This window comes from Enterobacter cloacae complex sp. 2024EL-00214 (assembly GCF_043945575.1).
In the GTDB taxonomy this organism is placed as follows: Bacteria; Pseudomonadota; Gammaproteobacteria; order Enterobacterales; family Enterobacteriaceae; genus Enterobacter; species Enterobacter cloacae_P.
Genome location: NZ_JBIMRC010000003.1, coordinates 40,329 through 60,627, shown reverse-complemented (window position 1 = coordinate 60,627; position 20,299 = coordinate 40,329). Strand labels below are relative to the sequence as shown.

Here is a 20,299-nt window from a genome sequence, read left to right as displayed (position 1 = left end):
AGCCAGCTAAGATCCTGGCGTGATGAGGATAGCTTGTTGTCAGAGTTAGTGTCCCTATTCCTTTTCCTGGCTTCCATCGGCGTTTACGCCTGGAAAGCGGGCCGTAACACCTGGTGGTTTGTCGTCACGCTGGGGGTACTCGGTATTTTCATTGTTTTAAACATTACCCTGTACGCCAGTAATTATTTTACCGGAGACGGTATTAACGATGCGGTGCTCTATACCCTGACCAACAGCCTGACCGGTGCGGGTGTCAGTAAGTACATACTTCCAGGTCTGGGAGTCGTCCTGGCGCTGGTTGCCATTTTTGGGACTCTCACCTGGGTACTGCGCCGCCGTCGGCATCGTCCTCATCATCATGGCTACAGCCTGCTGGCGCTTTTCCTTGCGCTGGCCTCCGTCGACGCCAGCCCGGCATTTCACCAGATAACCGAGCTGGTAAAATCCCAGTCGCGTGACGGCGATCCGGATTTCGTGGCGTATTACAAAGAGCCATCGAAAAAGATAGACCACCCGAAGCTCAACCTGGTCTATATCTACGGCGAGAGTCTGGAACGCACGTATTTTGATGACGATGCCTTCCCGAACCTCACGCCGGAGCTGGGCGCGCTGAAAAACGACGGTCTCGACTTTAGCCACACCATGCAATTACCCGGTACTGATTACACCATCGCCGGCATGGTCGCCTCACAGTGTGGTATCCCGCTGTTCGCGCCATTTGAAGGCAATGCTTCAGCTTCGATGTCGAGCTTCTTCCCGCAGAATATCTGTCTTGGCGATATCCTGAAGAACTCCGGCTACGAAAACTATTTTGTACAAGGTGCCAACCTGCGCTTTGCCGGAAAAGACGTGTTCCTGAAATCGCACGGTTTTGACTATCTGTATGGTTCAGAAGAGTTAAAAACCACGGTCGCCGATCCGAATTATCGTAACGACTGGGGCTTCTACGATGATACGGTGCTGGACGAAACCTGGAAGAAATTCGAGGAGCTGTCTCGCTCCGGCAAGCGCTTCTCGCTCTTTGCCCTGACCGTGGATACCCACCATCCTGACGGATTCGTTTCACGCACCTGTAAGCGTAAAAACTACGCCATTGACGGTAAGAGTAATAAATCCTTCAGCGCCGTGGCCTGCAGCCAGGAGCATATCGCTGCATTAGTCGAGAAAATCAAAGCCTCACCGTATTTTAAAAACACGGTAATTGTTGTCTCTTCTGACCACCTGGCGATGAAAAACAGCGCATGGGATGCCCTTAACAAACAGGATCGCACCAACCTGTTCTTCGTTCTGCGCGGCGATCACCCACAACAGGAGGTGATTGCCACCAAACGCAACTCAATGGATAACGGAGCCACCGTGCTGGATATCCTGGGGGGAGATAACTTTATCGGTCTTGGCCGCAGCACCCTGTCGGGACAATCGTTGTCAGAAGTGTTCCTCAACATGAAGGAAAAAATCCTCGCATGGAAACCGGATATCATCCGGCTGTGGAATTTCCCGAAAGAGATGAAAGACTTCACCATCGATCAGGATAAAAGCATGATCGCGTTCTCCGGTAGCCATTTCCGCTTGCCGCTACTGCTGCGCGTGTCGGATAACCGGGTCGAGCCGCTGCCGGAAAGCGAATACTCCGCGCCGCTGCGTTTCCAACTGGCCGATTTCGCCCCGCGCGATAACTTTGTCTGGGTCGACAAATGCTACAAAATGGGTCAGCTCTGGTCGCAGCCGCTGGCGCTTTCTACCGACTGGTGTGTTTCTCAGGGGCAGCTCGGGGGGGAACAGACTGTCCAGCGCGTCGACAAAGCACAGTGGAAAAGTAAAACCGCGTTTAAGGATACGGTTATTGATACCGCGCGCTACCAGCGTAACGTCGACATGCTGAAAATCGTCGACAACGACATCCGCTACAAGGCCGACAGCTTCATCTTCAACGTGGCCGGAGCCCCGGAAGAGGTGAAGCAGTTCAGCGGCATCTCCCGCCCCGAATCCTGGGGACGCTGGTCCAACGCACAACTGGGCGATGAGGTGAAAATTGAGTACACCCATCCTCTGCCGGAAAAATTCGATCTGGTGATCACGGCGAAAGCCTTTGGGCCGAACGCAAACCAGCCCATTCCTGTACGCGTGGGCAATCAAGAACAAACGTTAACGCTCGGAAACAACGTCACCACCACCACGCTGCATTTCGATAACCCATCGCGCAGCAAGACCCTGGTGATTGTGCCGCCAGATCCGCAATCCACTAACGAAGGCAATATCCTCGGCCACTCACCGCGACAGCTTGGGATCGGAATGGTTGAAATTAAAATCGTGAGCAGCGCGGGCTGATGGATCTGTACACCATGAAAATGACCGTTCGACCTGCAACATTTCACGATGTCGCTGCCCTGCCCGCCATTGAGCGCGCCGCAGGCCAGCGCTTTCGTGAGATTCCTGCGCTGGCATGGCTTGCCGACAGCCCTGCCATTTCAGCAGAACGTCATCTGGCCTGTATCGAACAAGGGATGAGCTGGCTGGCGCTGGTCGGGGATAAGCCGGTTGGTTTCATCCTCGCGGAGATACATCCCACATCGCTGTTTATTGTGGAACTCTCGGTTCACCTGGACTGGCAGAGAAAAGGCGTCGGTCGGCAGCTTATCGCCTGTGCTGTTGAGCAGGCTCGCAAACTGGGGCTGACGTCGCTCACGCTGACCACCTTCCGTGACGTACCGTGGAATGCGCCGTTTTATTCGCGGCTGGGGTTTGAAATAGTCACAGAATTAACGCCAGAGCTGCGTCAGAAAAGAGAGGAAGAAGCCGCGCACGGATTAGCGTATGACTCTCGCTGTGCCATGCGCCGGCATCTTATTTAGGCGCTAAAAAACCGAACCATCGGCCGGGTCAGGCGCAACCGCCACCCGGCACAACAGACAGAATTAGAACGTTTCCCAGTTATCGCCCGCATCGGCCGTTGCCGCTTTACGCGCCATGACCGGGGCAACGGTTTTCGCTGAGGCAAGCTCGCGCGCTTTCATCTGCTCCTGCTGAATGCGGAATACCGCAACGGCCTGCGTCAGACGGCTCGCCTGCTCTTCCAGCGCTGCCGCAGCAGCGGCGGACTCTTCCACCAGCGAGGCGTTCTGCTGGGTCACGCGATCCATCTCAGCCACCGCCAGACCCACCTGGTCAATACCGCGGCTCTGCTCGTCAGAGGCAGAGGCGATTTCACCCATGATGTCAGTCACGCGGGTCACCGCATTGACGATTTCACCCATCGTTTCACCGGCGCTTTCTACCAGGGTAGAACCCACTTCCACGCGGCCAACGGAGTCTTCAATCAGGCTCTTAATTTCGCGTGCCGCCTGGGCGCTGCGCTGTGCCAGGTTGCGCACTTCACCCGCAACCACGGCAAAACCACGCCCCTGCTCACCCGCACGCGCCGCTTCTACCGCCGCGTTCAGTGCCAGAATGTTGGTCTGGAAAGCAATACCGTCGATCACGCTGATAATATCAGCAATCTTCTGCGAACTGCCGGCGATGTCACGCATGGTTTGCACCACGTTATCCACCACTTTACCGCCTTTCTGCGCGGTTTCAGACGCGCTCAGCGCCAGGTTGCTCGCCTGACGGGCGTTCTCGGCGTTCTGCTTAACCGTCGCGGTCAGCTGTTCCATGCTGGCAGCGGTCTCTTCCAGGGAAGCAGCCTGCTGTTCAGTACGGGAAGAGAGATCGTTGTTACCCATCGAGATTTCGCTCGCGCCGCTGTAGATGGCGTTCGCACCGTTACGCACGTCACCCACGGTACGCACCAGCTCACCCTGCATATGACGCAGCGTGTCGGCCAGAACCCCCATCTCGTTGGAACCTTCCACATCAATGCGTTTCACCAGGTCGCCGCTGGCGATATGGCGAATGCTGTCGATCAGACGGTTCAGCGGGGAGATCAGCGCCTGCTTAATACCCAGCCAGACGGCAATAATCACTACCAGCACGGCAACCAGCACGCTAATCAGCACCCAGATAGCCTGGCTGTAAGAGCTGTTACTGTCTTCCACCGCGGTCTGGTACAGCTTGTCGTTCTGCTGCAGGTAGCTCACATACTGCTTCTCAAAACCATCCTGATAGCTCTGGGTTGGTTGATCGAAGAACGCATTGATTTTGCCTGCACCCAACAGCTGGATCAGCTCCGCCAGCGCACCGTGGTAGATATCGTAGTTACGTTTGATTTCCATCGCTGCGGCGTCGCTCTGACGCGGGTCACGCGGCAGGGCTTCGTAGTCAGCCCAGTTTTTTTCCGCCTGTTTCAGAGACGCAGAAGCAATGTGCATCAGATCGGAAACGGTCGCGCCGCTGCCAATATTGCTCTGATCCATCATGTAGCGGATGCCCGCACGGTTCAGGGTGTTACGGGTTTGCAGCAACGCAACCCAGCTGCCGTTCAGCGTGGATTGTTGCTGGCGAATGGTTTGCAGGACGGTGAAGTTCTCTTTGTCATGCTTGAGGGCATTGAAGAAAAGACCACCGGAGGTAAGTTGTAACAGGCCAAAAATAGCGAGAACCAGCATTAAGCTGGTGACAATCTTGATACGATTTAACATGTTTTCTCTTTCCATCAGACAGATAACAGAATTTTCGGCCTGGGAAAGGAAAACTTTACGAAAAACGTACTACCAGGAAGGACATAATCCCTCCTGATATGTTGATAACGCCGACAATTATTTGATCAGAGAAGAGATATCCCTGAAAAGTGAATGGGTTATATTCACTCCCTCGCGGATCGTACGCTCACGAGAAAAATAGCGACGCTCACCCGGCAGACGAGCGCCTTGCTGCTGCATCCCGATAAAAAGCGTCTCGGCACGCGCCAGATGCCGCGCTGCGTCCGTACCCAGGAAGCGATCCGGATCCAGCGCCAGAATAAGCTCACCACCATAGGGCAATCCGCCTGCGCCATTATCCCACGCCAGCGACTCCGCGCTGGTCATGTCGCCAATCAGCGGCCCGGCAAGCAGTTCAACCATCGCCGCCAGCGCCGAACCTTTATATCCGCCGAACGTCAGCATCGCACCGTCGAGGATCGCCTGCGCATCCGTGGTGGCCTGGCCGTCGCGGTCGATCCCCCACCCTTCCGGTACCGCTTTTCCCGCCCGTTGATGGAGCTGGATCTCACCGCGGGCTGCCGCACTGGTGGCCATATCAAAGATAAACGGTGGTTTATCCCCGCGCGGCCAGCCAAACGCAATCGGGTTAGTGCCAAACAGTGGCTTCGTCCCGCCAGCGGGGGCGACCCACGCATGGCTGGGGGTGGTAGCCAGTGCCACCAGCCCCGCATCCGTCAACGGCTCGACATCGGCAAACAGCGCCGAAAAGTGTACGCAACGATTAATCGCCAGAGCAGCCATTCCGCTGTGCCGTGCCTTTTCCATCAACAGCGGGAGCGCCCGCTCGAACGCCAGCAGGGAAAATGCCCCACCGGCGTCCACCTTCACGATGGCGGGCGCGGTATCGGTGATAACCGGCTCAGCGTCTGGCGACACCTTCCCTTTGTGCAGGGTCGCAACAATCCCCAGCAACCGCCACAAACCATGCGAGGCACAACCATCACGCTCACCGTGGGTGACATTTTTTGCCACCACGGCGGCATGTGCCTCACTGAATCCATTCCCGTGCAGCACCCGGTGTGCCAGCGCATAAGCCTCTGCTAACGAGAGGTTGACCATCTCCATTACCGACACCTCTTACTCTTCTTCGTCCCCGGTAAAGTTAGCCTGCGGCAGGCAGGTTCGCTCGCCCCAGTAGTAAATTCCCAGCGACATCACCGCCACGATGACTGTATCCCACGGATGCGCAATCACTCCCGAACCACCAAAGCTGCCAAGCCAGGAGAAGAGCATAATCAGCGCGTAGAAGGCGATAAGCCAGAGGGACGATTTCACCTGCTGCGCCAGGCTGACGGTATGCACCGGCACTTTAGATTTGCACAACACGTAGACCACAAACATCACAATTTGCAGCCCCAGCAGCCACGACAGCGTGCCCCAGCCAGACCAGAACACAATCAACGCCGAAATCACAAATGACACCGGGCCGATCACCCCGAAAGCACGCACGCGGAACGGGCGCGGCAGATCCGGCGCATTACGGCGCAGCCCCGCCGCCGTGACCGGTGCAATGGCATAGCTCAGCACCAGCGCCGCCGACACCACGCTAATCAGCTGTTCCCATGACGGGAACGGCAGCGTCCAGAAGATAGACATCGCGAAAGTCAGCCACAGCGCCGGACGCGGAATGCCAGACTCTTTATCAATGTGGGTGAATGCCTTAAAGAACGTCCCCGCTTTCGCCCAGCCATAAATCACGCGCGGCGTGGCGTTCATATAGATATTGCCGGTACCGCTTGGGGAGACAATCGCGTCACACACCACCATAAATGCCAGCCAGCCCATCCCGAGCGTAATGGCGATATCCCGGTACGGCAGCGAAAACTGCTTGCTGATCTCCGCCCAGCCGCTACCCAGCATCTCCGTCGGAATACTGCCGAGAAACGCCAGTTGCAGCAGCACGTAGATAATCGTCGACAGCACCACCGACAAAATCAGCGCCACCGGGATGGTACGCTGCGGGTTCTGCACTTCGCTCGCCACCGAGATGATTGGCGTCAGCCCCAGGTAGGCAAAGATTATCCCCCCCGCGCTGATCGCCGCTTCCACGCCCGACATGCCAAACGGCGCAATGCCCTGAACGTGCAGGTTCTCAGGCCTGAAGAAGGTAAACAGGGTGACGACGACCGCCAGTGGCACCAAAAACTTCAGAATACTGATGATGTTATTGGAGCGGGCGAACGTTTTCACACTGTAGTAGTTCAGTCCGAAGAAGAAACACAGCAACAAAAACTGCACCCCCCAGCCCAGTAGCGTCGGGTCACTCGACCCGGGCTGAGTCAGCATCGGGAACCAGGCTGCCGCATACTGGCGCGCGGCCACAATCTCGATAGAGATCAGGCTGGAGAACGCAATCAGCGTAATAAAGCCGAGCAGATAGCCCATCAGCTCACCGTGGGAGAACACCGGATAACGGATAATCCCCCCGGCGCGGGGCAGCGCGGCCCCCAGCTCACAATAGACAATCCCCAGCAGCAGAACCGCAATCCCGCCGATGACCCACGAGGCAATCCCCGCTGGCCCGGCAATGGATGCCACATGGCTTGCAGCAAACAGCCAACCGGAGCCGAAGATCGCCCCAAGACCGATAAACGTCAGGTCGGTGAGCGTGAGCTGCTTTTTAAATTTCCCCGACTCAACAACGCGGGACTGTGTTTGATGCGTAGAGTGGATCGTCATGGTCAAGCCCTTCAGTCAACAGAGGGGGAAATGGCTTCCCGGGTCCACTGCCCGTTAATCTGGCGCAGCAGGTTCAGGGGGTTGGCATCCTGGACAGCAGGCGGCAACAGTGCGGCAGGCACGTTTTGCAGGCACACCGGGCGCAGAAAACGCTCAATGGCTTTTGTCCCTACGGAAGTACCGCGTGAGTCAGTGGTGGCAGGCCACGGACCGCCGTGTACCATCGCATCGCACACTTCCACCCCGGTCGGATAACCGTTAAACAGCACGCGCCCTGCTTTTTCGCTCAGGGCAGGCAGCAGGCGCTGCGCCAGCGGCCCGTCGTCAGATTCCGCGTGAACCGTCGCAGTCAACTGGCCCGGGATGGCGCGCAGAATAGACAACAGTTCAACCTCGTCAGCCACCTCCACCAGCACCGCCATCGGGCCGAACACCTCATGCTGTAACAGTGGATCCTCTGCCAGCAGCAGCGAAGCCGGAGCCTGATACAGCCGGGCCTGTGCGCAGCCTGTGGCCGATCCGTCAGCTCCCGCCAGCCGCTGAATAGCGGGATGCGCCTCAAACGCGCTGACGCCTTCCTGATAGTGCGCCAGCGTCGGGGCATTCAGCATGGTCTGTGCCGGAGCCTGATTCACCGCCGCCTTCAGCGCCTGAGTGAAGCGGGTAAAACCCTCCCCCCGCAGGGCGAGGATCAGCCCCGGCTTCGTACAAAACTGCCCACAGCCCAGGGTGAAGGAGGCCACCAGCTCATTTGCCAGCGTCTCTGCCCGGGTAGCTAACGCCTGAGGCAGAATCATCAGCGGGTTAATGGCTGACATTTCCGCAAAGACCGGAACAGGCTGCGGACGCTGCTGCGCCAGCTGCCACAGCGCCTTGCCGCCGCGCAGTGAGCCGGTAAAACCGACCGCCTGAATAGCCGGATGGCGAACCAGCTCAGCCCCAATGTCGGTGCCGAAAATCATGTTAAAAACGCCCGCAGGCAGCGACGATTTATCAACTGCGCGCACAATGGCCTGGGCGGTCAACTCCGCCGTTGCCATATGTCCGGGATGCGCTTTCACCACCACCGGACAGCCTGCCGCCAGTGCGGAAGCGGTATCGCCTCCTGCCGTGGAGAAGGCCAGCGGGAAATTGCTGGCACCGAACACCGCCACCGGGCCCAGCGCGGTCAGATACTGGCGCAGATCCGGGCGCGGCAGCGGCTGGCGTGCAGGCAGCGCGGTATCAATACGCACGCCAAAGGTGTCACCCCGGCGCAGCACACCCGCAAACATCCGCAGCTGATTGCTGGTACGGGCGCGCTCTCCCTGCAGCCGTGGCAGCGGTAGCGCCGTCTCCTGGTGAGCTATCGCGAAAAAGTCCTCGCCGAGTAAATCCAGCTCGTCGGCGAGGGTATCGAGAAAGCGGGCGCGCACCTCGGGTGAGGTCTGCGAAAAGACAGGGAACGCCTGCTCAGCCGCCAGTGCCGCAGCGGCGACCTCCTCGCGGGAGGCAGGGAAGAAACGGTATCCGGTCGGCTCATTGTCAGCGGCACGCAGGCCCGGCAGCGTCGCCTCACCGCTTGCCACGCGGCGTCCGGCGATAAACTGCTGGCCTGATATGCAGAGAGATAAAGTCATCGTCGTTCCTTTTCTCAGAGGCCTACGTCCGGCAGCTGCGGTCGGGTCGCCAGCGCCTTCTCAACAACCGCCACCACGTGCGCACGGGTCTCCCCTTCCAGCGCTAAACGCGGTGGACGGGTAATGGCGCTGCCGCGTCCCAGCAACTCTTCGCAAAGCTTAATGCACTGCACCAGATCCGGACGCGCGTCCAGATGCAGCAACGGCATAAACCAGCGGTAAAGTGCCATCGCCTCTTCGTACCGCTGCTGCTTCGCCAGGCGGAACAACGTCTCCCCTTCACGTGGGAAAGCGTTCGACATCCCGGAGATCCAGCCTTCCGCCCCAACGGCAATACTCTCTACCACCACGTCATCCAGCCCGGCAAACAGCACAAAGCGGTCACCAACGGCGTTACGCAGGTCGGTAAAACGGCGGGTATCGCCGGAGGAGTCTTTGAAGCAGACGATGTTGTCGCAGTCGGTGAGCGTCGCCAGAATGTCCGGCGTCACGTCGTTTTTGTAGATTGGCGGGTTGTTGTACACCATGATCGGCAGGTCGGTGGCGGTCGCCACGCTGCGGAAATGGGCGGCAGTTTCATGCGGCTTAGAGGAGTAAACCAGCGCAGGCATCACCATAATACCGTCAACGCCCACGCGCTCAGCCTCTTTCGCCATCTTCTGCGCAAACGCGGTGGTGAATTCAGCCACCCCGGCAATCACCGGGATCTGACCGCCCGCCGCGTCTTTCGCCACCTCGATAATCTGCAGCTTTTCCTGCGTGGTCAGCGAGGTGTTCTCCCCCACGCTGCCGCACACCACCAGGCCGGAAACACCATCCCTGACCAGGTTTTTCATCACTGCATGGGTGGCATCCAGATCGAGAGAGTAATCGCTACGAAACTGGGTAGTGACTGCCGGAAATACACCGCTCCAGTGAATGGCTTTCTTGCTCATGTTCAGTTCCTTGTCGTCAATTTGTTAAATCAAAGTGAATGAATGGTGAATATTCACTGACAGATTGACGTTTCAGGCGACCGACGGCTTGGTGGTTTTCCTCCCCTTTGATGACGAAATTAGCACAGTGAGTTTGTCTTACCCGGCCAGCGTGATGCGAAAATCACGCGGCGTAGAGCCGGTCATCGCTTTAAACTGGCGGCTAAACGCGCTGTGATCGGTATAACCGCATTGCAGGGCAATATCGGTAATCGGCGTATCGCCGGCCAGCAGCTCGGTGGCCTTTTCCAGCCGCACCTTGTGGATCATCTGGCGTGGGGTGAGGTGAAAAATGCGCTTACAGTAGCGTTCGATCTGCGCCACCGACATGCCGCTCAGCGCGGTCAGCTCTTCCATCGCGATTGGCCGGTGGTAATGGTTGCGGATATGCTCATCGACAATCGCCAGCCGCTGCCACGCCGGGTGACGCGCCTGCGCTTCCTGCAAGTCGTGCGAAATGCCTGCCATGCCGATCACCTGGCCCTGCGTATCCCGAAGCGCCAGCTTCTGAGTCAAACACCAGCCGCGCTCACGACCATTGTAGAGATGCATCTCCAGCTGATCGCGCAGGGTCACCCCCTCACGCAACACCCGCATATCCTGTTCGGTATACCCCTGCCCCAGCGCGGAAGGGAACACATCGGCAGAGGTTTTGCCCAGCAGAGAAACAACGTTCTTAAACCCACAGCGGCGTGCCAGGGTCATGTTGACCATCAGATAGCGCGCCTGCACGTCTTTAACAAAAAACACCACGTCAGGAATGGCATTGAGCAAGGGTGCAATCAACGCTATCGCATTCAGCAACATCTGGATATCTTCCGGACGCTGGCGCGCCAGCCCTTCACATATCTGGCTGAGTTCAGACACTTCCAGCACCGGCGACGGAGCCAGCACATCATCAATAACACAGGACATAACGCTTCCTCCCGATTAGTGAGCTGGATCTTTATTAACTTTTCATTAACTCATCAAGCCCCCATGCTGCGTTTTGCGATCCTGCCACAGGTTTGTCATTTCCTCTGTATCATCCACTGGCGCAGTCCCCTTTTTTGGTTTACCACACCATCAACAGAATGATTAATAAGAAATAAATATGAATTTCACTTAAGAATGAAACCGGTCACTGTGCTGATTTCGTCATTTCCGGTGACGAAAGCGATCAAGCCGGAACGTCAGGCTTACGCCAGCATTTAGCAACAAGATTTTAACTTTCCGGAGATCCCATGACAGCGCAGCACAGTGAACTGAGAGTAATTGACTCCCACACCGGCGGCGAACCCACCCGCCTGGTCATCGACGGTTTTCCGGATCTGGGAACAGGCAGCATGGCCGAGCGCCGGGCGCGCTTTGCCCGCGATTACGACGACTGGCGTAAAGCCATCATCCTTGAGCCACGCGGTAACGACGTGCTGGTCGGAGCCCTGCTCTGTAAGCCAGTTTCACCGCAGGCCACGGCGGGGGTCATCTTCTTCAACAACTGCGGCTTTCTGAACATGTGCGGCCACGGCACTATCGGGCTTATTGCCTCGCTGGCCTGGCTTGGGCGCATTCAGCCAGGCCGACACGTGATTGAAACCCCGGTGGGTGACGTTACCGCTACGCTGCACGAAGATGGCAGCGTCTCAGTCGAAAACGTCCCGGCTTATCGCTGGCGTAAGCAGGTGCAGGTAGAAACCGCCCACGGCACGGTCACGGGCGATATCGCCTGGGGCGGCAACTGGTTCTTCCTCGTCAGCGATCATCCGTTTGCAGTCACGCCGGATAAGCTCCCTGAATTGACCGAATACGCCTGGGCAATCCGTGAAGGGTTAGAACATGCAGGTATTCGCGGCGAACATGACGGCATTATCGACCATATCGAACTGTTTGCTGAGGATACCCATGCGGACAGCCGCAGCTTTGTACTCTGCCCCGGTAAAGCCTGGGATCGCTCGCCCTGTGGCACTGGTACCAGCGCCAAGCTGGCCTGTCTGGCGGCGGATGGCAAACTCAGACCCGGAGAAACCTGGCGACAGGCGAGCATCATCGGCAGCGAATTTACCGCCCACTATGTGCCGCATGGCGACAAAATCGTACCGACGATCCGCGGTGAGGCGTGGGTCTGCGGTGATAACCGGTTGATCCTCAATGCTGGCGATCCGTTCCGCTGGGGGATCGCGCTGTGATCGAAAGTGACGTGATTGTCATCGGGGCCGGGATTATCGGCGCGGCCTGCGCCTGGCAACTGGCAAAGCGCGGGCAACGGGTCACGCTGGTCGACGACGGCAACGCCGGGGCGACGGCAGCGGGTATGGGTCACCTGGTCTGTATGGATGACGACCCCGCCGAACTCACCCTCTCCGCCTGGTCTCTGGCACGCTGGCGGGAACTGACCCCCCGGATGCCGGAAAGCTGCGCCTGGCGCGGATGCGGCACCCTGTGGCTGGCGGAAACTGCGCAGGAGCTTGCGCTGGCAGAGGAAAAACAGCAGCGGATGGCACAGGTCCAGGTCACCAGCGAGATGCTCACCCGCGAGCAGCTTGCCGCACGCGAACCCCTGCTCACCTCCCGGCTCACCGGCGGGCTGTCGGTGCCCGGTGACAGTATCGTCTACGCACCGAACGTCGCCCGCTGGTTTATTGACGATGCCGGCGTCACGCATCTTCGTGATAGCGCCCTCTCTGTCGAGGCTCCTTACGTCACCCTGCGCAGCGGTCAACGTCTGCGTGCGGGCGCTATCGTCATCGCCTGTGGTCTGAATGCCAACACGCTGCTGGAGGAAAACTGGCTCAGGGCGAAAAAAGGCCAGCTGGCGATCACCGACCGTTACGGCCCGTTGCTCAGCCACCAGCTAGTGGAGCTGGGATACGGGGCCAGCGCCCACGCAGGCGGAACGTCGGTGGCGTTTAACATCCAGCCTCGCCCCACCGGACAGTTACTGATTGGCTCTTCCCGCCAGTTCGATAACACGGACCGCGAGCTGGATCTCCCCTTGCTGGCACAAATGCTGGCGCGCGCACGTCATTTTTTACCCTCGCTGGAGAGCCTGAATATCATCCGCTGCTGGAGCGGTTTTCGCGCTGCATCGGCAGACGGCAATCCGCTCATTGGCCCGCATCCCACACGTCCGGGTGTCTGGCTGGCGCTGGGTCATGAAGGGCTGGGCGTCACGACGGCCCCCGCAACCGCCGAGCTGCTTAGCGCGCAGATCCTGGGCGAGCGCCCGGCGGTTTCCCCAAACGCCTGGCTTCCCGCACGGCTGTACAAACAGGAGGCCATCGCATGACGATCCTGAACATGATTATCGACGGCCAGCCCTGCGAGGTTTCCGTTGGTATCAGCATCGCGGCAGCACTGGCGCTGATGGGCAACGGTGTCACACGCCACTCGGTCAGCGGCGAACGGCGAGCGCCCTTCTGCGGAATGGGAATATGCCAGGAGTGTCGCGTCACGGTAAACGGACGCCGGGTGCTGGCCTGCCAGACGGAATGCCAGCCCGATATGGTGATTGAAAGGAGCCAGTATGCGAATGTTTGACTGCGAAATTCTGATCCTCGGCGCAGGGCCTGCCGGGCTATCGGCGGCGCTGGCCGCCGCACGCTGCGGAAAATCGGTCATGGTTCTTGACGACAACCCGCGTCCTGGCGGGCAAATCTGGCGCGATGGCCCGCAGGTCTCGCTGCCCCGACGCGCCCGTCGTCTTCGTCAGGCGGTGGCAGAACAGCCGCGCATTACGCTGCTGAACGGCGCGCGGCTGATTACCCGTCCTCACGCGCATTCCATTGTTTTTGAAACCGCAGATGGCTGCGGAGAGATCCGCTGGCAGCGGTTAATTTTATGCTGCGGTGCGCGCGAGCTTTCGCTGCCGTTTCCCGGCTGGACGTTACCCGGCGTGACGGGAGCCGGAGGGCTACAGGCACAGATTAAACATGGCCTGTCGCTCAACGGCGAACGGGTGATCATTGCCGGAAGCGGCCCGCTGCTACTGGCGGTCGCCAGCACGGTGAAACGCGCGGGCGGAAATATCGTTGCCATCATCGAACAGGCTCCGGTGAGCGCGCTGGCCCGCTTCGCGGCGGGGCTTTGGCGCTGGCCTGAAAAACTGCGCCAGCTCGGCGAGCTTTTCCCCGCCCACTATCACCCGGCAAGCCAGGTTATCCGTGCGCAGGGTGTCTCACATCTGCACTCCGTCTCCGTACGTCATCAGGGAAACACCCGGGAGATCGCCTGCGACAGGCTGGCTATCGGTTACGGACTGGTGCCGAACCTTGAACCCGGATTGATTTTTGGCTGCAAAACGGAAAATCAGGCAATTTGGGTTGATGCAGGGCAACGCACCAGCGTGCCGGATATCTACGCCGCAGGGGAATGCACCGGCTTTGGCGGCAGCGAGCTGGCGCTGGCGGAAGGGGAAATAGCGGGTTATATCGCGGCGAATAATCCCGAAAAGGCAGCAAAAGCCATCGCCGCCCGTGCCCGCTGGCAACGTTTTTCCCGGGCGCTACATACCACCTTTGCCTTACCGGACGCGCTAAAAGAGGTTGTCACTGCGGATACGCTGCTCTGCCGCTGCGAGGACGTGCGCTGCGGCGATGTGCAAAATGCCGAAAGCTGGCAGGCGGCGAAGCTCGCATCACGCTGTGGGATGGGTGCCTGCCAGGGAAAAACCTGCGCCACCAGCGCCCGCTGGCTGTACGGCTGGCCGCTGCCACAACCGCGCGAGCCCCTTTCCCCCGCGCGTATCGACACGTTGATCCACCTGGCGAAACCGGAGGGCTGAATTATTCCTCTTCCCCACGCTCTGCAATATGGCGATTGCCGAGCGAGATAAACTCTTCCAGCAGCGTCGTCAGTTGCTTCATCTTCTCCGGCGTATATTCCGCTTCAATGTGCTGATACGCCTCTTCCACCTGCGCCTGTGCGTGCTCATACAGCACATTCCCCTCTTTGGTCAGCGACACGTACAGCTTGCGCTGGTCATTCACCGGCTTTAAGCGCAGCACCAGACCGTCGCGCTCCATGCGCGTGAGAATGCCCGTCAGGCTCGGACGCAAAATGCAGGTCCGAAACGCCAGGTCGTGAAAATCCATCGACGGGCTTTCTGCCAGCACGCGCACAATCCGCCACTGCTGTTCGGTCAGATTATGCCGCTTCACAATCGGGCGAAAGTAAGCCATCGCCGCTTCCCGCGCCTGCAACAGCGCGATGGTTAATGAGTCATGCATAGCCTCTCCCCGCCAATCATTAACAAGTAAACAATTTAAAAAAGATGTTTTTATAAACAACACGTTTTACATCAAAAAGTCTAACAGAAACCAGTCAATTTTATTAACAGAATGATTTATATAAAATTTAAAATTGATATGTAAATTTATTGTTACTCATATCACAATTTCTTCACTTCTGATTGCGAAACAAACAGCAAAAGCATAAAACCAGATTATTAACATATTAATGAAATCACAACCCGGATCCCCGGCCTGAGGAGTAGTCAATGAAAGGTACTGTTTTTGCCGTGGCGCTTAACCATCGCAGCCAGCGTGATGCCTGGGGCGACGCGTTTGAAAAAGCCCCTTATCACACCCCACCTAAAACGGCGGTATGGTTTATCAAACCCCATAACACCGTGATCCGCGCAGGTGAACCCATCCCGTTTCCGCATGGGGAAACGGTGTTAAGCGGTGCAACGGTGGCTCTGGTGGTCGGCAAAACGGCCAGCAAGGTACACGTGGAAGACGCTGCGGAGTACATCGCCGGATACGCGCTGGCCAACGAGGTGAGCCTGCCGGAAGAGAGCTTTTACCGCCCGGCGATCAAAGCCAAATGCCGTGACGGCTTCTGCCCTCTGGGTGAGCTTGTCGCCGTTGATAACGTCGATAACCTGACCATCATCACCGAGATCAATGGCCGCGAAGCCGACCACTGGAACACCGCAGATCTGCAGCGTAACGCGGCCGAACTGCTGAGCGCCCTGAGCGAATTCGCCACCCTCAACCCCGGCGATGCCATTCTGATTGGCACGCCACACTCGCGCGTGGCGCTGCGCCCCGGCGATCGCGTGCGCATCCTGGCGAAAGGGTTCCCGCCCCTGGAAAACCCGGTGGTTGAGGCGTGCGACGTCGCCACCGTTCAACGCCCACACCCTCACGCCACGCTGTTTGCGCTGGGCCTGAACTACGCCGATCACGCCAGCGAGCTGGACTTTAAGCCGCCGACTGAACCGCTGGTGTTCATCAAAGCACCGAACACCTTTAACGGCGACAACCAGACGTCGGTACGCCCGGACAACGTCGACTACATGCACTACGAAGCGGAGCTGGTGGTGGTGATCGGCAAAACCGCGCGCAATGTCAGCGAAGCCGGGGCGATGGACTATGTGGCGGGCTACACGGTGTGTAACGACTACGCCATTCGCGACTACCTGGAAAACTACTACCGCCCGAACCTGCGGGTGAAAAGCCGCGACGGGTTAACCCCCATCAGCCCCAACGTGGTGCCCAAAGAAGCTATCCCCGACCCGCACAACTTAACCCTGCGCACCTTCGTTAACGGCGAGCTACGCCAGGAAGGCACCACGGCGGATCTGATCTTCAGCATCCCGTTCCTGATTGCGTACCTGAGCGAATTTATGACCTTACAACCGGGCGACATGATCGCCACCGGCACGCCAAAAGGCCTTTCCGACGTAGTGCCTGGCGACGAAGTGGTGGTGGAAGTGGAAGGCGTTGGCCGCCTGGTGAACCGAATTGTGAGTGAGGAAACGGCAAAATGAAAAAGATTAACCATTGGATCAACGGCAAAAACGTAGCAGGAAGCGACTACTTCCACACCACTAACCCGGCCTCCGGCGAGGTGCTGGCTGAAGTGGCCGCCGGCGGTGAAGCAGAAATTAATCAGGCGGTTGCGGCGGCAAAAGAGGCATTCCCGAAATGGGCCAATCTGCCGATGAAAGAGCGCGCACGCCTGATGCGCCGTCTCGGGGATCTTATCGATCAAAACGTCCCTGAGATCGCCGCAATGGAAACTGCCGATACTGGCCTGCCGATCCACCAGACCAAAAACGTGCTGATCCCGCGCGCCTCGCATAACTTCGAGTTCTTCGCCGAAGTGTGCCAGCAGATGAACGGCAAAACCTACCCGGTCGACGACAAAATGCTCAACTACACCCTGGTGCAGCCCGTTGGCGTCTGCGCGCTGGTGTCGCCGTGGAACGTACCGTTTATGACCGCCACCTGGAAAGTCGCACCGTGTCTGGCGCTGGGCAATACCGCGGTGCTGAAGATGTCTGAACTTTCGCCGCTGACCGCCGACCGTCTGGGCGAGCTGGCGCTGGAAGCGGGTATTCCGGCAGGCGTGCTAAACGTGGTGCAGGGCTATGGCGCAACGGCGGGCGACGCGCTGGTACGCCATCACGACGTGCGTGCCGTCTCCTTTACCGGCGGCACTGCCACCGGACGCCGTATCATGCAGAACGCCGGCCTGAAAAAATACTCAATGGAGCTGGGGGGAAAATCCCCGGTGCTGATTTTTGAAGATGCCGACATTGAGCGCGCACTGGATGCCGCCCTGTTCACCATCTTCTCCATCAACGGCGAGCGCTGCACCGCCGGTTCACGCATCTTCATTCAGCAGAGTATCTACCCGGAGTTCGTAAAACGCTTTGCCGAACGCGCTAACCGTCTGCGCGTGGGCGACCCGACCGATCCAGACACCCAGGTTGGCGCACTGATTAGCCAGCAACACTGGGAAAAAGTCTCCGGCTATATTCGCCTCGGTATTGAAGAGGGAGCCACCCTGCTGGCAGGCGGCCCGGACAAACCCACCGATCTGCCTGCGCACCTGAAAGGCGGCAACTTCCTGCGCCCGACCGTGCTGGCAGATGTCGACAACCGCATGCGCGTGGCGCAGGAAGAGATTTTCGGACCGGTGGCCTGCCTGCTGCCGTTTAAGGACGAAGCGGAAGGTCTGCGCCTGGCCAACGACGTGGAATACGGTCTGGCGTCGTACATCTGGACGCAGGACATCAGTAAAGTGCTGCGCCTGGCGCGCAATATCGAAGCGGGCATGGTATTCGTCAACACCCAGAACGTGCGTGACCTGCGCCAGCCGTTTGGCGGCGTGAAGGCCTCCGGCACCGGGCGTGAAGGCGGTGAATACAGCTTCGACGTGTTCGCAGAGATGAAAAACGTCTGCATCTCGATGGGCGACCATCCCATTCCAAAATGGGGAGTCTGATATGGGCAAGTTAGCGTTAGCGGCAAAAATTACCCATGTTCCGTCGATGTATCTTTCTGAGCTGCCGGGGAAAAACCACGGTTGCCGTCAGTCGGCCATCGACGGCCACAAAGAGATCAGCCAGCGCTGCCGCGAGCTGGGCGTGGATACCATTATCGTGTTCGACACCCACTGGCTGGTGAACAGCGCCTACCACATCAACTGTGCGGATCACTTTGCAGGGATCTACACCAGCAACGAGCTGCCGCACTTTATCCGCGACATGACCTACGACTACGACGGCAATCCGGCGCTGGGTCAGCTGATTGCTGACGAAGCGGTGAAGCTCGGCGTGCGCGCCAAAGCGCACAACATCCCGAGCCTGAAGCTGGAGTACGGCACCCTGGTACCGATGCGCTACATGAACAGCGACAAGCACTTCAAAGTGATCTCCATCTCGGCGTTCTGCACCGTGCATGACTTCGCCGACAGCCGCAGGCTGGGTGAGGCCATCGTCAGCGCCATCGAAAAATACGACGGCACCGTGGCGGTGCTCGCCAGCGGTTCGCTGTCGCACCGTTTTATCGACGACCAGCGCGCGGAAGAAGGGATGAACAGCTACACCCGCGAGTTCGACCGTCAGATGGACGAGCGCGTGGTGAAGCTGTGGCGCGAAGGCCAGTTCAAAGAATTTTGCAGCATGCTGCCGGAGTACGCCGACTACTGCTACGGCGAGGGCAACATGCACGACACGGTGATGCTGCTGGGGATGCTCGGCTGGGATAAATACGACGGCAAGGTGGAGTTTCTCACCGAGCTGTTTGCCAGCTCCGGTACCGGTCAGGTCAACGCCGTTTTCCCGCTGCCCGCGTAAGGAACCCCTATGCCGCACTTTATTGCTGAATGTACTGACAACATCCGCGAACAGGCTGACCTGCCGGGGCTGTTTGCCAAAGTGAACGACGCACTTGCCGCCACGGGCATCTTCCCGCTCGGCGGTATCCGCAGCCGCGCGCACTGGCTGGATACCTGGCAGATGGCCGACGGTAAGCACGATTACGCGTTTGTGCATATGACGCTGAAAATCGGCACGGGGCGCAGCCTGGAGAGCCGGGAAGCCGTGGGGGAGATGCTGTTTGAGCTTATCAAAACGCACTTCGCGGAACTGATGGCAAACCGTTATCTGGCGCTGTCGTTTGAGCTCGACGAGCTGCACCCGACGCTCAATTACAAACAAAACAACGTGCACGCCTTGTTTAAGTAATACCGTCCCCTCTCCCTTTGGGAGAGGGTTAGGGTGAGGGGAAATCTCTGCGGCCTGATGCCATCACCCCGGCCCTCTCCCACGGGGAGAGGGAGAAAACAAACATAAAACTGGATACCGCCATGCTCGACAAACACACCCATACCCTGATCGCCCATCGTCTGCATCAGGCTGAACAGTCCCGGGAGCAGATCCGCCAGATCTCACTCGACTACCCGACGATCACCATCGACGACGCCTACGCCGTACAGCGCGAATGGGTGAGCCTGAAGATCGCCGAAGGCCGGGTGCTGAAAGGCCACAAGATCGGCCTTACCTCCAAAGCGATGCAGGCCAGCTCGCAGATTAGCGAACCGGACTACGGCGCACTGCTGGACGACATGTTCTTCCACGACGGCTGTGACATTCCCGTCGATCGCTTTATCGTCCCGCGCATCGAAGTGGAGCTGGCCTTCGTGCTGGCAAAACCGCTGCGCGGCCCGAACTGCACGATCTTCGACGTTTACAACGCCACCGATTACGTGATCCCGGCTCTGGAGCTGATCGACGCCCGCTGTCACAACATCGACCCGGACACCCAGCGCCCGCGCAAGGTGTTCGACACCATCTCCGATAACGCCGCCAACGCAGGCGTGATCCTCGGCGGCCGCCCGATTAAGCCCGACGCGCTGGATCTGCGCTGGATCTCCGCCCTGCTCTATCGCAACGGCGTGATCGAAGAGACCGGCGTCGCCGCTGGCGTACTCAACCACCCGGCGAACGGTGTGGCATGGCTGGCCAACAAACTCGCACCGTACGACGTACAGCTTGAGCCAGGGCAGGTCATCCTCGGAGGGTCGTTTACCCGTCCGGTCACCGCCAGTAAGGGCGATACCTTCCACGTGGACTACGGCGACATGGGTTCCATCAGTTGCCGCTTTGTCTAGGAGA

18 protein-coding genes are annotated in these 20,299 nt (G+C 58.6%); 11 read left to right on the top strand and 7 right to left on the bottom strand.

The features are described 5' to 3' along the window. Positions 1-36 precede the first annotated feature (36 nt). Together opgB and ACHHZ6_RS04475 are read left to right on the top strand one after the other, a co-directional pair. Complete coding sequence (gene opgB, locus ACHHZ6_RS04480; RefSeq protein ID WP_196390778.1) at positions 37-2,328, top strand: phosphatidylglycerol--membrane-oligosaccharide glycerophosphotransferase; 2,292 nt, start codon at positions 37-39, stop codon at positions 2,326-2,328. 14 nt (positions 2,329-2,342) lie between these two features. Further along, complete coding sequence (locus tag ACHHZ6_RS04475) at positions 2,343-2,852, top strand: GNAT family N-acetyltransferase (protein WP_196390777.1); 510 nt, start codon at positions 2,343-2,345, stop codon at positions 2,850-2,852. Between the two features lie 63 nt (positions 2,853-2,915). Here ACHHZ6_RS04475 and tsr read toward each other — a convergent pair whose 3' ends face one another. The 6 genes from tsr to ACHHZ6_RS04445 form a co-directional block, all read right to left on the bottom strand. After that, the gene (tsr, locus tag ACHHZ6_RS04470) at positions 2,916-4,577 is read right to left on the bottom strand and encodes a methyl-accepting chemotaxis protein (protein WP_182919362.1); all 1,662 of its coding nucleotides are present in this window, start codon (positions 4,575-4,577) and stop codon (positions 2,916-2,918) included. A 117-nt stretch (positions 4,578-4,694) separates the two neighbouring features. Further along, entirely contained in the window at positions 4,695-5,705 is a 1,011-nt protein-coding gene (locus tag ACHHZ6_RS04465; protein WP_395121847.1) for an Ldh family oxidoreductase, read from the bottom strand. 12 nt (positions 5,706-5,717) lie between these two features. Beyond that, entirely contained in the window at positions 5,718-7,319 is a 1,602-nt protein-coding gene (locus ACHHZ6_RS04460) for an APC family permease (protein WP_182273590.1), read from the bottom strand. Between the two features lie 11 nt (positions 7,320-7,330). Continuing rightward, the gene (locus ACHHZ6_RS04455; RefSeq protein ID WP_395121846.1) at positions 7,331-8,938 is read right to left on the bottom strand and encodes an aldehyde dehydrogenase (NADP(+)); all 1,608 of its coding nucleotides are present in this window, start codon (positions 8,936-8,938) and stop codon (positions 7,331-7,333) included. 14 nt (positions 8,939-8,952) lie between these two features. After that, positions 8,953-9,873 (bottom strand): dihydrodipicolinate synthase family protein, encoded by a 921-nt coding sequence (locus ACHHZ6_RS04450; protein WP_182273592.1) that lies wholly within the window; start codon positions 9,871-9,873, stop codon positions 8,953-8,955. 138 nt (positions 9,874-10,011) lie between these two features. Then, positions 10,012-10,827 (bottom strand): helix-turn-helix domain-containing protein, encoded by an 816-nt coding sequence (locus ACHHZ6_RS04445; protein ID WP_395121845.1) that lies wholly within the window; start codon positions 10,825-10,827, stop codon positions 10,012-10,014. A 308-nt stretch (positions 10,828-11,135) separates the two neighbouring features. On the opposite strand from ACHHZ6_RS04445, the gene ACHHZ6_RS04440 reads away from it, so the two are divergent. From ACHHZ6_RS04440 to ACHHZ6_RS04425, 4 genes are read left to right on the top strand one after another with little or no spacing between them, the layout of a single operon-like run. After that, a complete protein-coding gene (locus tag ACHHZ6_RS04440) occupies positions 11,136-12,077 on the top strand; it encodes a 4-hydroxyproline epimerase (RefSeq protein ID WP_395121844.1) in 942 nt (313 codons plus the stop codon). Beyond that, on the top strand, positions 12,074-13,177 hold the full coding sequence (locus tag ACHHZ6_RS04435) for an NAD(P)/FAD-dependent oxidoreductase (protein WP_395121843.1): 1,104 nt from the start codon (positions 12,074-12,076) through the stop codon (positions 13,175-13,177). Before ACHHZ6_RS04440 ends, ACHHZ6_RS04435 begins: the two co-directional genes overlap by 4 nt. After that, positions 13,174-13,428 (top strand): (2Fe-2S)-binding protein, encoded by a 255-nt coding sequence (locus tag ACHHZ6_RS04430; RefSeq protein ID WP_395121842.1) that lies wholly within the window; start codon positions 13,174-13,176, stop codon positions 13,426-13,428. The genes ACHHZ6_RS04435 and ACHHZ6_RS04430 overlap by 4 nt, the downstream gene beginning before the upstream one ends. After that, complete coding sequence (locus ACHHZ6_RS04425; protein WP_395121841.1) at positions 13,415-14,671, top strand: FAD-dependent oxidoreductase; 1,257 nt, start codon at positions 13,415-13,417, stop codon at positions 14,669-14,671. Before ACHHZ6_RS04430 ends, ACHHZ6_RS04425 begins: the two co-directional genes overlap by 14 nt. Position 14,672: 1 nt before the next feature. Here the strand turns inward: ACHHZ6_RS04425 and hpaR are convergent, their stop codons facing one another. After that, on the bottom strand, positions 14,673-15,116 hold the full coding sequence (gene hpaR / locus ACHHZ6_RS04420) for a homoprotocatechuate degradation operon regulator HpaR (RefSeq protein WP_395121840.1): 444 nt from the start codon (positions 15,114-15,116) through the stop codon (positions 14,673-14,675). 269 nt (positions 15,117-15,385) lie between these two features. Between hpaR and hpaG the strand changes: the two genes are divergently transcribed. The 5 genes from hpaG (at position 15,386) to hpaH (ending at position 20,295) form a co-directional block, all read left to right on the top strand. After that, complete coding sequence (gene hpaG / locus ACHHZ6_RS04415) at positions 15,386-16,663, top strand: 4-hydroxyphenylacetate degradation bifunctional isomerase/decarboxylase (RefSeq protein ID WP_196390771.1); 1,278 nt, start codon at positions 15,386-15,388, stop codon at positions 16,661-16,663. After that, positions 16,660-18,126, top strand: coding sequence for a 5-carboxymethyl-2-hydroxymuconate semialdehyde dehydrogenase (hpaE, locus tag ACHHZ6_RS04410; protein ID WP_395121839.1), 1,467 nt, complete (start codon positions 16,660-16,662; stop codon positions 18,124-18,126). Before hpaG ends, hpaE begins: the two co-directional genes overlap by 4 nt. A 1-nt stretch (position 18,127) precedes the next feature. Continuing rightward, positions 18,128-18,979: a 3,4-dihydroxyphenylacetate 2,3-dioxygenase gene (gene hpaD / locus ACHHZ6_RS04405; protein ID WP_182273601.1), complete on the top strand. Its 852-nt coding sequence runs from the start codon at positions 18,128-18,130 to the stop codon at positions 18,977-18,979. Between the two features lie 9 nt (positions 18,980-18,988). Then, positions 18,989-19,369, top strand: coding sequence for a 5-carboxymethyl-2-hydroxymuconate Delta-isomerase (locus ACHHZ6_RS04400; protein WP_182273602.1), 381 nt, complete (start codon positions 18,989-18,991; stop codon positions 19,367-19,369). Positions 19,370-19,491: 122 nt separating this feature from the next. Continuing rightward, positions 19,492-20,295: a 2-oxo-hept-4-ene-1,7-dioate hydratase gene (hpaH, locus tag ACHHZ6_RS04395; protein ID WP_182273603.1), complete on the top strand. Its 804-nt coding sequence runs from the start codon at positions 19,492-19,494 to the stop codon at positions 20,293-20,295. Positions 20,296-20,299: the final 4 nt, after the last annotated feature.